The 14443-nt window shown below is 32.7% G+C and carries 13 protein-coding genes; 4 read left to right on the forward strand and 9 right to left on the reverse strand.

Features of this window, described 5'->3' with window-relative positions; all coding sequences use genetic code 11:
• Positions 1–170: 170 nt before the first annotated feature.
• Entirely contained in the window at positions 171–956 is a 786-nt protein-coding gene (locus BOW55_RS08585) for a Two component regulator three Y domain protein (protein ID WP_129023783.1), read from the reverse strand.
• Positions 957–1142: 186 nt separating this feature from the next.
• On the opposite strand from BOW55_RS08585, the gene BOW55_RS08590 reads away from it, so the two are divergent.
• A complete protein-coding gene (locus tag BOW55_RS08590; protein ID WP_129023784.1) occupies positions 1143–1631 on the forward strand; it encodes a DUF1761 domain-containing protein in 489 nt (162 codons plus the stop codon).
• A gap of 118 nt (positions 1632–1749) precedes the next feature.
• Positions 1750–2895, forward strand: coding sequence for a peptidogalycan biosysnthesis protein (locus BOW55_RS08595; protein ID WP_129023785.1), 1146 nt, complete (start codon positions 1750–1752; stop codon positions 2893–2895).
• A gap of 33 nt (positions 2896–2928) precedes the next feature.
• Here BOW55_RS08595 and BOW55_RS08600 read toward each other — a convergent pair whose 3' ends face one another.
• Positions 2929–3798, reverse strand: coding sequence for a diacylglycerol kinase family protein (locus tag BOW55_RS08600; protein WP_129023786.1), 870 nt, complete (start codon positions 3796–3798; stop codon positions 2929–2931).
• A 63-nt stretch (positions 3799–3861) separates the two neighbouring features.
• Between BOW55_RS08600 and BOW55_RS08605 the strand changes: the two genes are divergently transcribed.
• Positions 3862–4821: an App1 family protein gene (locus BOW55_RS08605; RefSeq protein WP_129023787.1), complete on the forward strand. Its 960-nt coding sequence runs from the start codon at positions 3862–3864 to the stop codon at positions 4819–4821.
• Positions 4822–5019: 198 nt separating this feature from the next.
• On the opposite strand, the gene abc-f is transcribed toward BOW55_RS08605, so the two are convergent.
• Positions 5020–6933, reverse strand: a complete 1914-nt coding sequence (abc-f, locus tag BOW55_RS08610) for a ribosomal protection-like ABC-F family protein (RefSeq protein ID WP_129023788.1) — start codon at positions 6931–6933, stop codon at positions 5020–5022.
• A gap of 66 nt (positions 6934–6999) precedes the next feature.
• Here abc-f and BOW55_RS08615 point away from each other — a divergent pair, with 66 nt between their 5' ends.
• On the forward strand, positions 7000–7383 hold the full coding sequence (locus BOW55_RS08615; protein WP_089053978.1) for a DUF983 domain-containing protein: 384 nt from the start codon (positions 7000–7002) through the stop codon (positions 7381–7383).
• A gap of 1 nt (position 7384) precedes the next feature.
• Here BOW55_RS08615 and BOW55_RS08620 read toward each other — a convergent pair whose 3' ends face one another.
• The 6 genes from BOW55_RS08620 to gldK form a co-directional block, all read right to left on the reverse strand.
• The gene (locus BOW55_RS08620; protein WP_129023789.1) at positions 7385–8434 is read right to left on the reverse strand and encodes an FAD-binding oxidoreductase; all 1050 of its coding nucleotides are present in this window, start codon (positions 8432–8434) and stop codon (positions 7385–7387) included.
• A 77-nt stretch (positions 8435–8511) separates the two neighbouring features.
• The gene (gene gldN, locus BOW55_RS08625) at positions 8512–9501 is read right to left on the reverse strand and encodes a gliding motility protein GldN (protein ID WP_129023823.1); all 990 of its coding nucleotides are present in this window, start codon (positions 9499–9501) and stop codon (positions 8512–8514) included.
• Between the two features lie 188 nt (positions 9502–9689).
• Positions 9690–10679: a gliding motility protein GldN gene (gldN, locus tag BOW55_RS08630; RefSeq protein WP_089053981.1), complete on the reverse strand. Its 990-nt coding sequence runs from the start codon at positions 10677–10679 to the stop codon at positions 9690–9692.
• 45 nt (positions 10680–10724) lie between these two features.
• Positions 10725–12260 (reverse strand): gliding motility protein GldM, encoded by a 1536-nt coding sequence (gene gldM, locus BOW55_RS08635; RefSeq protein ID WP_129023790.1) that lies wholly within the window; start codon positions 12258–12260, stop codon positions 10725–10727.
• A gap of 51 nt (positions 12261–12311) precedes the next feature.
• Positions 12312–12959, reverse strand: a complete 648-nt coding sequence (gene gldL, locus BOW55_RS08640; RefSeq protein WP_089053983.1) for a gliding motility protein GldL — start codon at positions 12957–12959, stop codon at positions 12312–12314.
• A 69-nt stretch (positions 12960–13028) separates the two neighbouring features.
• Complete coding sequence (gldK, locus tag BOW55_RS08645) at positions 13029–14432, reverse strand: gliding motility lipoprotein GldK (protein ID WP_129023791.1); 1404 nt, start codon at positions 14430–14432, stop codon at positions 13029–13031.
• Positions 14433–14443: the final 11 nt, after the last annotated feature.

Raw genomic sequence — 14443 nt, forward strand, 5'->3', positions numbered from 1 at the left:
ATTTATTTGACAAAATTAAAACTAATAAAAATAACTGCAATGCCTTTTTAACAATTCATAAACTCAAAAAATTAAATAAAAAAAACCGTAAAGAATTACGGTTTTTCGGCAATTAACTAAATATATTTAATCAACTTTTTTCAACGAGTAAAATTCATTCATAAGCACGATTAATTTGCGATAATATTTTCGGGTATTTTTTCTTCGATTAAATCTAATAAAAATGGATTTCCATCTTCATCAAACATTGTCATATTCAACGAATCCAACAAGGTTAATCTTTTTGAAACAGCTCCTTTAAATTTATTGTACGAAAGATTCATCTCTGACAAATTCTTCAATTTCTCCAGTTCTTCAGGAATTTCACCATCAAAACTGTTATTAAATAAACTTAGGTTTTGCAAAGCATTTAAATTCAAAATCTCTTTACTCAAATTTCCAGAGAATTTATTACTGTTTAAAAGCAATACTTTTAAGGTTGTAATCGTATATATTGAACCCGGTAGTTGTCCTTCAATTTCATTGTCAAATAACGAAAGTATTTCTAACTTTTTTAAACTCCCTAAACTTAAAGGCAATTCACCAGATAATTTATTCGACGAAATGTCTAGAATTTCAAGTTCTTTAAAGCTATTTACTTCATTTGGTAATGTTCCTTCTAATTTATTTTTGTGTAGATCGATCCTTTCTAAATTGACTAAATCAAAAAATTCAGGTGGTAATTCTCCTTGTAAATTATTGTCTGGCAAATTGAGCGCCGCTACTTTTCCATCTTCTATTTCAACACCATACCAAGTCGAGACCGAAAGTGATAAATCCCACTTTATTTTCCAATTTGAGCCATTTGTAGCATGATAAAATTTTAGTAACGCTTCTTTCTCTTTATCTGAAACAGTATCTGCAAAACTATTTAGAGAAAAAACAAGCATTAAAAAAAGTGTGGTTAAGCTTTTCATAACTAATTTGGGGAATTAGGTTTTTCTATTTTCAAAATTAAGAAATTACTAGACATAATGCATGTATTGTCGATAAAGTGTTGATAAATAAAAAATACGTATTATTTTTACTACTTATTTAACTTTTAACAACCTAACCATTTTTTAACTATTTTTGAATCAACTAATTATAAAAAACCTCATAATATGGAAATTCACTTCACAGCGCTTTTATTAGCCGCAATTGTCACATTGGTAGTTGGTTTTATTTGGTACCATCCTAAAGTATTTGGTACAATCTGGATGAAAGAAAATAATTTTACAGAAGATGATCTTAAAACTGGAAATATGCTCAAGATATTTGGGTTTACTTATATTTTCTCTTTAATGATTACAGTAATATTAATGGGATTAACTATTCATCAATCTGGAGCCGTAGGAATGGTTGGCGGTCCGCCTTTGATTGAGGCTGCAAAACCTTCATTTAAAGCTTTTATGGCTGATTATGGTACTGCATATCGCACCTTTAAACATGGCGCACTTCATGGGTTTATGTCTGGCTTATTCTTTGCGCTTCCAATTGTTGGAATTAATGGTTTATTTGAAAGAAAGTCTTGGAAATATATTTTCATTCACGCAGGTTATTGGATGGTTACTCTTGCTTTAATGGGCGGTATTATCTGCGGATTTGCATAAATAACAAATAACTAACCCGTTTGAAAAAGTAAATTCAAACGGGTTTTTCTTAATAATAACTTAAACCAATTGAGTTATTATAAAAATTATCTAATTTTGAACAAATTAGCACTCTCTTTTGAATACAACTTATTCTTTTCAAATCTACAACAGCGCTTCGTTACTGCCTTTAGAATGGAACTCGCTGGCTGATAATAACATCTTTTTGACACGGGAATATCTCGAGATACTCGAAAATTCTTCTCCTGTAAATATGATCTGCCATTTTATTGGAATTTTTGATAAAGAAACTCTTTTAGGAATTGCATTAACTCAGTTTTTATTTGCTGAAAAGCTGGAATCTTTTGGTGAACGCGATCAATGCTTGAAAACTTCTGTGCGTAATTTTGCTTTCAAAAACTTTGCATCGCACGTTTTGTTTGTTGGCAACAATATGCTGACAGGACAAAATGCCTTTGCTTTTAGTCCAAATATAAAAGAGGCAAAAGCAATTAAAACACTTCATAAAGCAATTACACAACTCAAAAAAGATTTAAAAGTACAAGGCAAAAAAGTACATATAACGAGTATAAAAGATTTTACCGCAAAAGAAATTGAGCCTTTGCAAGCTGAATTTAAAAACAATTATACTTTTTCGACTCAGCCCAATATGGTTTTTGAAATCAATAAAAATTGGAAAACCGAACAAGACTATATCGATGCTTTGTCAAAAAAATATCGAGATCAGTACAAGCGGGCTCGAAAAAAATCGGAAGGAATTGAAAAGAAAAAAATGTCACTTTCTGATATTCGAAAATATGAAGATGTTATTTACGAGTTGTATTTTCATGTGGCAAAAAATGCGCCTTTTAATACTTTTTTCTTAGCTCGAAATCACTTTAGCTTTTTTAAAGAAATCATGAAAGATGATTTTTTGCTTTACGGTTATTTTCTAGATGAAAAACTAATTGGTTTTAATACATTGATAAAGAATGGAGCTGTAATGGATACTTATTTTTTAGGATATGATGAAAGTATTCAGCGCGAAAAAATGCTTTATTTAAATATGCTTTATGATATGATTGCGTATTCTATTAATCAAGGTTTTTCATCAATTGTATTTGCTCGAACTGCTCTTGAAATTAAAAGTTCTGTTGGCGCAAAACCAGTAAAAATGTACGGTTTAATTACACACAGCAATGCATTAATCAATCACAATATTGGCAGATTCTTTAATTATCTGGAACCTAAAACGGAATGGCAGGAACGAAATCCTTTTAAATAGTCCAGTAAAACTTTGATAAAGTTCAATTTTCACTTACGGAATTGCTATTTTCATCTGCTTATGCAAAATATGAACTTCTAGATTAGTCTGTGCTCCGCAATATTCACCATCAATCTGAAAATTGACCGGATAATCTGTTTTTATCGTTGCTTTATCTGTTGAAATAATAACAATATCATCAGAATCAATTGGCATATTACCTGTAATAATTTTTCCGATCAATAATAAATCAAGGCTTTTTAAAATTACTAATTCAAATTTTCCGTCATTCATTGCACCATTCGGATTAATGACTACTCCTGTTCCATACTTTTGCGAATTGGCAATTACAAGCATTCTTGCCGTATGCTCAACTTCTTCATTATTGGCTGAAATTGTTGCAACAAAAGGTTCCTCTGATTCTTTTAAAGCCGAAAACGCCTGCAAAGCATATCCCCAAAAGCCTCTCAAATCGCTTTGTTCATAGTTTTTGACCAAATTAGCATTTAAACCAAGATCGCTTAAATGAATACTTTTTTTACCGTTTATACAAATCATATCCATCTCGATATAATGGTGCAAAAATGCAATTCTAAGATTCTCTTCGATACTTGATGGTAAATTTAAATCGACCGAAAGACCATTCGCAGAACCTGCAGGTAAAATGCCAAGAATTATGTCATATTGCTCCATTGCTTCGGCTACCATTTTAATGGTTCCGTCACCTCCGGCTATAATAATTCGTTCTGGATTATATTGATTGTATAGTGTTTGTATCTCTTTTAGATCATTTTCTCCTGTAGTTTCATAAACCTTCAAATCAAAATGATTTACTGCTGCAAATTCTCTAACAGCATCAATTAAATCTGTTTTATCAAGATCTCCAGAAATAGGATTTACAACAAATAGTATATTCTTTTTCAAAATTTTATTTTTAAAACCAATTAAAATAATTAATTTACAGTACTCTATAAAAGTACGGAATTAATGAAACCAATTTTACAATTATATCGAGGTTATGCCAATGAAGAAGAATTAATTGTAATGGGGCATGTCTTTAAAAGAACTTATGACTACGATTTTCAGAAAAAAAACTTCAAAAATGCCAGCTCAATTATCAATCAGTTTAGGATAAAAACACTTGAAAATTTTGATGTTTATTTAAAGTATGGTAATCAAGAGATTCATACCAAAACGCTTGATGATGGTTATTTTAAATTTTGCATTCCGCTTGAAAAAGAAACTCATTTTGGATGGATCGAATATGAAGTAAGCATAAAATATGATTCGGAAATTATAGTATCAAAAGCAAATTTCATTAGACCGCATAAAGGAAATCTAGGAATTATATCTGATATTGATGATACTTTTTTGATTTCGCATACTCAGAATATCTTTAGAAAAATATATATTTTACTTTTTAAAAATGTAAACGACCGCAGAGTTTTTAAAGACGTTGTATCACATTATCAAGCATTAAGTTCTGCTGGACGTCATAATACTGAGGGCGAAAATGCCTTTTTCTTTATCTCGAGCAGCGAATGGAATTTGTATCGATTTATTGTAAAATTTGCCAAAATACACCGTTTACCGAGAGCCGTAATTCTGTTAAAAGATATTAAACGAAGTATTACTGACTTTTTTATGAGCGGACGTGGTAATCATGACCATAAATTTGATAAAATAAAACACGTTTTAGAATTCTATCCGAATCTTAAATATGTATTATTGGGTGACGATTCGCAGCAGGATCCGGTTTTATATGAACGGATTTGTAAAATTTTCCCCGTTACTGTAGTTGCTGTTTACATAAGACAAACTGGTAAATCACAGAAGAGTGAAGTAAAAAAAGTAATGCAAAATTTAGAATCTCTTGATGTTGCCGTTTGCTATTTTAAGGAAAGCAGCGAAGCCATTGCGCATTCTAAATCTATTGGGATTATTTAATCAAGTTGCCATCTAGACTAGTAAATCTAACCGCAAAGCACGCAAAGTTTTTTTGATGTGCGAGGTTTTATAAAACACAAAGTTCGCAAAGCTTTGTCAAAAAAACTTTGCGAACTTTGCGTAATCCTTTCTATGTTGTATGCTTTGCGGTTAAGCTCTACTTAAAATATTCAACTCTAAACTTGAAACTATTCTATATTAAGCATTAAAATTGTCGATTTCTTCCTGAACAATCTCCCAATCTAAAAGCAATTGATCAAGATCTTGTTTCTTTTTATTATAAGCCGTAAAAAATGAAGCGTCTTCGATATGTTTGTCATAATTTGAAGCCAGCATTTTATCATCATGCTGAATGTCTTTTTCTAACTGTTTGATTTGGCTTTCGACTTTACTCAAACGGTTTTGAAGTGCTTTTCCTTTTTTCTGATCTTCGTAAGAAGTTTTATTGTTTTCTTTAGGAGCTGCTGTTTTTACAACATCTTTTTTCTCGACTTCACGCATATTTTCTAAATTACGCTGCTCTAAGAAAAAATTAATATCTCCTAAATATTCTCTAATTTTCTGATCTTTAAATTCATAAACAATATTTGACATTCCCTGCAAGAAATCCCTGTCGTGAGAAACTAACAATAAAGTTCCTCTAAATTTTTGAAGAGCAGCCTTTAAAACGTTCTTAGATTTAATATCTAAGTGGTTTGTAGGCTCATCCATCAACAGTACATTGATTGGCTGTAATAATAGTTTACAAAGTGCTAAACGGTTACGTTCTCCTCCAGAAAGTACTTTTACTTTTTTCTCTACATCGTCACCACGAAACAAAAATGAACCTAACATATCACGAACTTTAGAGCGATTTGTATCTGTCGCCGCATCTTCCATAGTTTGAAGCAAAGTAATTTCGCCATCTAAGTATTCCGCTTGATTCTGTGCAAAATATCCTAGTTGCACATTATGCCCTAATTTGATATTTCCTTGGTACTCAAACTCATTAACCAATGCTTTAATAAAAGTCGATTTCCCTTGTCCGTTTTGACCGACAAAAGCAATTTTACTGCCTCGTTCAACCAATAAACTAATATCTTTTAAAATGGTTTTATCGCCGTAAGCTTTTGTGACATCTTCTGCTTCAATAACAACTTTTCCAGGTTCTTTTGAAACTGGAAATGAAATATTCATTACTGAATTGTCATCTTCGTCAACTTCGATTCTTTCAACTTTATCTAACTTTTTAATCAACGATTGCGCCATTGAAGCTTTTGAAGCTTTTGCACGGAATTTCTCGATTAATTTTTCTGTTTCTTCAATTTTCTTCGCCTGATTTTTTTGCGTTGCTAGTTGCTTTTCGCGAATTTCATGACGTAATTCTAAATATTGAGAATATGGTTTATTAAAGTCGTATGCTTTTCCTAAAGAGATTTCGATTGTACGGTTTGTAACATTATCAAGGAACATTTTATCGTGCGATACAATTACTACAACTCCAGGATAATTACGAAGGAAGTTCTCTAACCAAATGATACTTTCGATATCTAAGTGGTTGGTTGGTTCATCCAGAAGCAATACATCGTTTGCCTGCAAAAGTAATTTTGCTAATTCGATACGCATTCTCCAACCTCCAGAGAACGTTTCGGTTTGATTATTAAAAACTTCTCTTTTAAAACCAAGTCCTAAAAGAATTTTCTCTGTATCTCCAACATAATTATACCCTCCTAAAAGATCAAAACGGTGTGTATAATCAGATAAATCTTCGATGATCTGACTGTATTCTTCACTTTCATAATCAGTTCTGGTAACTAATTGATGATTGATTTCTTCCAGTTTTTTTTCTACAACCTTAATTTCGGTAAAAGCTTCATATGCCTCTTCAAGTACGGTTCTTCCCTGCTCAAAATCAATATCCTGACGCAGAAACCCCATTCTGATATCTTTCTCTTGAGAAATAACTCCAGAATCTGGAGCAAAATCTCTAGCTAACATTTTTAGCATTGTCGATTTACCAGCTCCGTTTTTACCAACAAGACCAACTCGGTCGCCGGCACCTAAACGAAAAGTAACTTCTTCAAATAAATATGTTCCTCCAAAAGAAACCGAAAGATTGTGTATATTAAGCATAATTTGTGACTATTGTTGCAAGCAGTATTCGTACAAAAATGTACCTTTGTTTTAAATTTTTTGCAAATGTTAAAAAAAGGATCCAAACTAAATAGTATTTTAACAGGAAGTTGTCCAAAATGTCAAAATGAGAGCATGTATTCAGACAAAAATCCGCTTCATTTGACTAATGTTCTAAAAATGAACGAGAATTGCAGCCATTGCGGTTTCAAATATCAAATAGAACCTTCGTTTTTTTATGGCGCAATGTATGTTAGTTATGGTTTAAATGTTGCCGTAGGAATTGCAGCATTTATTGTTTCTTTTGTGTTTTTTGGAGCCAATATTGAACAGTCTTTTATAGCAATAGTTATTACACTAATTCTATTGTTTCCATTTGTTTTACGACTTTCTAGAAATTTATATATCAATATGTTTGTTTCCTATGATCCAGAAACAAATCGAAAATAACTTATTTTCTCTTTTTATAGAATCGCTGAATATCAATTGTTGGATCTAATGGCTTTTTATTTTCAATAAAATCAAATAAATCTTTAGCCATTGCAGGACCAAGCATAACACCTCGCGTGCCTAAACCGTTCAGCAAATGAAGTGACTGCTGTTTATCATGTGTTCCTATAATAGGACGCCTATCGCGAACCGTTGGGCGAACACCGCCAAAATGAGATACGATTTCGAACTCACAATTGATAATTTCCTTAATTCGTTCGACTAATTCGGTCTTGCCTTCTTCCGTTGGCAGATCTGTTTTGTCTTTCCAATTATAAGTTGCTCCTACTTTGTATAAATGATCGCCTAAAGGCAGAATAAAGACGCTGGTGTTTACAATTACATCTAGATCTAGTTCTGGTGCTTTTATAATTAAAAGCTCTCCTTTTGTGCCATCAAGTGGTAATTCTTGAAAAAAAGGATTGGCATGAAGTCCAAAACCTTCTGCAAAAATTATATTTTTTGCATGATACTCTTTGTATTGAACTGAATTATCATTAATTATTAGTTTTGAGTAATCAAATGTCTCTTGCAATAACAAATTATTCTCTAAAAGATATTCCTTGTATTTATCTAATAAAAGTGAGGTATCAACATAACCTGTATGCAAAACTTCGCCATAATCGAATGGTGAATCTATTCCGAAATATTTTGTAAAAATTAAATTGGTTGAAAGAAATGGTGCCAAAAGAGGTTTATCTGAGGCTGCAAACCAATTGTTTTGTTCTTCTATAGAGAAAAACTTTCTAAGAATTGGCAGTTTAAAATTAAATTTAGCTTTTAGTTTAGTTTCAACATGATTATAAAAATCTTCCATTAATACAAGCTGCTCCTCCGCTTTCCAAACCTCGCTGAAGCGCTTTAAAATAACAGGATTATATAATCCTCCTGCAACTCGAGATGAATTTTGAGAATTATCACTAATTACTAAAATAGATTTGTTGTTTCTAAGTGCAATCTCTGCAAATGAAATTCCAGCTAAACCAGATCCAACGATAATATAATCAAACATGTTTTGTATAGATAAGATAAAAAAAACTCTTACTACAAAGGTAGTAAGAGTTTCGCTTATAATTTAATAGTAGAGTATTAGTAGTTCCACATATCTTCTTCGAAATTACGAATTTTCTCTTTTACTCTTTCTGATTCCAACAATTGCTGCTGGGCATTATCTTTCATATAATCTTTAATTTCACGATCACCATACATATTTTCTTCCTTGTAAATTATAGCATTAAATCGTCTAGAATTTAAAACCTGATCAAATGAAATTGGTGCTGCCGAATTCTTGTCATTAAAAGCTTTTGCCTGATTCAAAATATCACGAGCATTTGGAAAGAAGACCCAAAACAATTCGATATAATCTTTTTCGTCGCTATTCATTGTGTAAACGTCTGGCGTTACTGGGCAAATTCCAAGCAAACGATATTTTAATTCACTCTGACGTTTGTCAAAATACCAATATCCTTTAATTTTATATTGTGTAACATCAGCAGCCGTAAGATCCTGCTTCAAAATATATTCGGCAGGAACTGTTCTTGTTGGACCAACAGTTTGGTCTACATACGACACAACTTTCTTTTTACCAGTTCCAGTAACTACTTTTTTCTTTACAACACGAGTTTTATAATCATCTGGATATTGATTAATAAGTTCCCTCCCTGCATCTGTAGTATCAATACGTGTAAGAGATCCGGCAATATCCTTCATTGTTTTTTTGGTATTAAAATAACTATCCGAATATACCTCTGTTATTTTACCCTCTCTAATAGCTCTTGTCAAAACATCGTAAAGCGAACGCCTATCTGAGCCGATATTTGCTGTATCAACAGGAAAATACAACGGAAAATTGATCTTTTCATTTAGATCAATGATCTCCCAAGTTGTCTTCCCCATCAGTACATCCCGATCGTCTACATAACCGTAAGATAGTGGTTTATCATTATCAGAAATCAACCTTCCAGGAGATTTTTGCCCAATTTGAGCAACTGTCTTCGCATTAAGCAAATTTGATTGTGCATTTGAAGCAAAACTTCCCACAACAAAAACAAACACCATTAAAAATCTTGTTATTTTCATCATAATTTAATTATAAGACGTTATAACGCAAAAATACAAAGTTTGTTGTTATTTTTCCTACAACAAGTTAAAAAATAAATTTAACCTTAAAAAACAACAAAATTTGAAGCTTCTTAAAATGCAGGTAAAGTAAAAAAACTCTTACTACAAAGGTAGTAAGAGTTTTTCTTAAAATTTAATATAGATACTTAATAGTTCCACATATCCTGCTCGAAGTTACGAATCTTCTCTTTTACTCTTTCAGATTCTAACAATTGATTTTGAGCATTATCCTTCATATAGTCGCTGATTGCTCTGTCTCCATACAAGTTCTCTTCTTTGTAAACAACCGCGTTAAAACGACGAGAATTTAATATCTGATCAAATGAAATTGGAAGTGCCGAATTGTTATCATTGAAAGCTTTTGCTTCATGCAGCGCTTCACGTGCATTCGGGAAGAAAACCCAGAATAATTCGATATAATCCTTTTCGTCACTGTTCATTGTATAAACGTCCGGCGTTACAGGACAGATTCCAAGTAAACGATACTTCAACTCACTCTGACGTTTATCAAAGTACCAGTATCCTTTAATCTTGTATTGCGTAACATCAGCAGCAGTCAAGTCTTGTTTCAAAATATATTCTGCAGGTACAGATCTTGTTGGACCAACTGTTTCGTCTACGTAAGAAACAACTTTTTTCTTACCAGTACCAGTAACAACTTTTTTCTTAACGACACGTGTTTTATAGTCATCCGGGTATTGGTTGATTAATTCTCTACCAGCATCTGTTGTATCAATACGAGACAATGCACCTTCGATGTCCTTCATAGACTTTTTAGTATTGAAATAACTGTCGCTGTACACTTCAGTTATTTTCCCTTTTTTGATAGCTTTCGTCAAAACGTCGTAAAGTGAACGTCTATCTGAACCAATATTAGCTGTATCAATAGGAAAGTATAATGGAAAATTGATTTTTTCATTTAAATCAATAATTTCCCAAGTAGTTTTTCCCATCAAAACATCTCTATCATCCACATAACCATAAGCTAAGGGCTTATCGTTATCAGAGATAAGCTGAGCAGGAGTTTTAAGTCCAATTTGGGCTGGTGTTTTCGCGTTAAGCAAATTAGATTGCGCATTAGAAGTTAAACCTCCAGCGATAGAAACAATAGCTATTAAAAAATTTCTTACTTTCATCGTGGTATCATTATAAGATATTGAATGTAGTTTTCACTACTTATATTATTGTATTTCGTAAATTACCGGAGCAGTTCTTGGCAATAAATAACTACCAGCTCCAACAAGTTTAGTTTTAATTTCAGAAATAGTAACTTGGTCTCCTTTACCAGCTCTAGAAAGAACTTGTTTACATTGAGCATTTAATCTGTTTCCACTTACAACAACCGTAGGCTGTCCAGCAATTTTCATATTAAATCCTACAACATCTAAACCAACTTCAAAATCAAAATCAAGTAATTTAGCTCCAATAGTAGCAATTTCTAAGTTAGATTTAGGCCCTTTAACAACACCCATCTCACCTCTAATTGTTCCTGTTGGACCAGGAATACCTTTAATTCTGAACGTTTTCTTATCAGAAACTTTATCTCCATTTGGTAATGTTCCTGTTACAGAAATTGTAGCTTCTGTACCTGAACCTGGATTCATGTTATATTTCCCTGGTTTACCAGCTGATGATAATCCTGGAGCACTAGCTACAACTTTATTATCAGCAACACCTGCGAATGATACAGAAATTGGGTTAACAACTCCTCTATAAACAACATTCATTTTATCAGCAGAAATTGTAGCAGAGTTTGGACGTGGTACAACAACGTAAGTTCCGTTGAAAGGTAACTTGATTGGTTTACCATTTTCCATAAAATTGAAAGAACCTCCTATTTTTTGTTCTCCAACACCACCAGCAGTCATTTCTAATAGTGCTTGCCCGTTCACTAATTTACCCGGACCTTCAAATCCGCTAAACTGAGCATTTGGATCGTATTTTCCTAAAACTACTTTACCAGTAACTTTTTCTCCTTGGAAATAAGCATTTTTATCCAAAACTACGATAGCTTCAAATTTGCTGTATGAAGATTCATCAACAGCCGCTTTTCCTAAAGCACGGTTGTAAACATCCGCTTCAATTTTATTCACATCATTTTGCCAAGCAGAAAGTTTAGCCGCAGATGCAATTGCAGGAAAACCTTTAAAATGATAAGCTAAGTATTTTTCTTTTATACCTTCTTTGTTTTTTACGTCTGAAACATCAAATTTCTTAGAAACCTCATTAGAAATATCAGCATATTTAGATCCTAAAGCGGCTTTCATATCTGCTTTATACTTTTCTATTTTTGCAATTATTTCATTACCTTTTGCGGTGTAACCGTCTCCTGTAAACCAGTCATCGATATTATCACCTCTGTCCATAGACTCGTAAGGTAATTTTCCAGTTTCTTCATCGATTTCAAAACCATTAATAGACTGTGCTTTTAAAGTTCCGATGTAAGCATAAAAATCTTTTGAAATCGTTTGTACTTTATGTGCAATACCTGCAGCCTCAGTAAACTCTCCTTTAGATTCAGATGCTTTTAAATCTAAAGTTTTTAACAAATCTCCATTTGTTTTAACTGAAGAAGTGTTTGCTGCTTCAAATTTTTCATTCATTAGACCAAAAGCAGAAATAACTTCTTTTGATACGTTCATTGCCAACATTGCGATGAAAACCAGATACATCAGGTTAATCATCTTCTGTCTAGGGGTTAATTTTCCTCCTGCCATTTTTTCTAATTAGTTCTTATTAATAAATTTAATATAATAGTCTAAAACTAATTATCCTTTGTTACTCATTGCAGAAAGCATACCACCATAAACACTGTTTAATGAAGCAATGTTTGCAGTCATAGATTGCATTTGTTCTTTTAATTTAGAAGCATTTTCAGCGATTTCACTGTTTGCTTGTGCATTTCTTGAAGCACTTTCTAATTGTACTTTATATAAACTGTTTAATGATTCCATTTGAGCAGCAGCCATAGACATTTCTTCTGCATATTTCTTTTGTCCTGCGATAGAATCAACTGTTGGAGAAATTGCTTTTGCAGCTCCTTCAAAGTTTTTGATGCTGTTTCCTAAGCTTGACATTAACTCACCGTCAATTTTAGCTTCTTTCAACATTGCATCTAATTTTTGAGATAATAATCCTTGGGCATCAGTTGGAGTTTCTACTTTCTCAGCTTTTTTTCTCGCTTGACCGTTAGCTAATTCAGGATAAACAAGAGTCCAGTCTAGTTCATCTTCAACTGGTTCAAAAGCAGATAATGCAAAAATTATTGCTTCAGTAACCAATCCGATTGAAAGCATAACAGTTCCTGTTAATGGTCCCAATTCAAAGTGAGTAATTTTGAATAAAGCTCCAATAATTACTACTGCCGCTCCCATACCATAAGCGAAATTCATTGCTTTTTTACTTAATAATGCCATAATTCTTTTTTTTAGGTTTTAATTTAAATAGATTCGATTTGGATTTGTATTGATTTTAATTGTAATATACTATTTCTTTTTACTGGTTCCGTTTCCAGTTACTTGAGTTCCCATGTAATCTTGTACAGTTCTGAAACCAATATAACTTCTTGCTGAATCAGCGTATTCGTGATCACGTGTACTTACCTGTAGGAAATAAGCAACGTCTTTCCAAGAACCACCACGAACAACTTTTCTTTGATTGTTTCCGTCAATTACGTTAGGGTTCATTGTAGAAACATATTCATATGCGTTTGGATTGTAAGCTGAATCTGTCCACTCTGAAACGTTTCCTGCCATATTGTATAATCCGTAACCGTTAGGATCGTATGATTTTGCTTCAACTGTATACAAAGCTTCGTCAGCTGCGTAATCTCCTCTGTTAGGCTTAAAGTTTGCTAAGAAACAACCTCTATCACTTTTAGTATAAGGACCTCCCCAAGGGTAAGTTGCAGACTCAAGACCACCTCTAGCAGCATATTCCCATTCTGCCTCTGTTGGCAATCTGAATGCGTTAACTAAATCACGTCCTTTTTTCTTTGATTTGATATAACCATTTTTGTTTAATGTTCTCCAAGCACAAAATGCCTTAGCTTGTTTCCAAGTTACACCAACTACTGGATAATCTCCGTAAGCTTTATGCCAGAAATAATCATTATGCATAGGCTCATTGTATGAATAAGCGAAATCTTTAATCCAAACTGTAGTATCTGGATAAACGCTTACCTGCTCTGTTTTAACAAAGTCTTTTCTTTTTCCAACTTTAGCTTTTGCTGCAGCTTGGATATCCATCCAAGAATAACGGAATTTCAATTTATTTACATCAATTGTTCTTAAACCATTATATGATTCTTCAATTGGTAAATACATAGAATCCATTACCTCAGCATAATACTCATCTGGATAAGCTTTTGTATCTTTTATTAACTTAACTTTTTTGTTTAATTTTCTACCAGCATACGGATCATCTTTTGTTCCTACACTATAATAGTTATCATACATATATTTATCATAAGCTGTCATTTTATCCGGCTCAGAATCATTAAATGCATAATCAGCGATACTACCACCTTTACTGCCTTTACCACCAGTACTTTTTTGACCAGTTTCATCAGCTAAAATAGCCAAACGAACTCTCATTGTAGAATCTTTTACCCATTCTACAAACTGACGATACTCACTGTTAGTAATCTCAGTTTCATCCATATAAAATGAACGAACCGTCACTGATTTAGTTGGAGCATCTTCCACATTAGCTAAATCAGCATCTGATTTACCCATAATAAAAGATCCACCCGGAACCAATGTCATTCCGTAAGGCTTTTCAGGATGCCATTTCCCTCCTGTAACACCGACTAACTCACCTTTGTCACCTGACTTACCACAGCCAATTACTAGTGTTAACATTGCTGTAAATGCAATAAACTTCTTCATATAAATTTGGG

This window comes from Flavobacterium sp. YO12, assembly GCF_004119495.1.
Taxonomy (GTDB): Bacteria; Bacteroidota; Bacteroidia; order Flavobacteriales; family Flavobacteriaceae; genus Flavobacterium.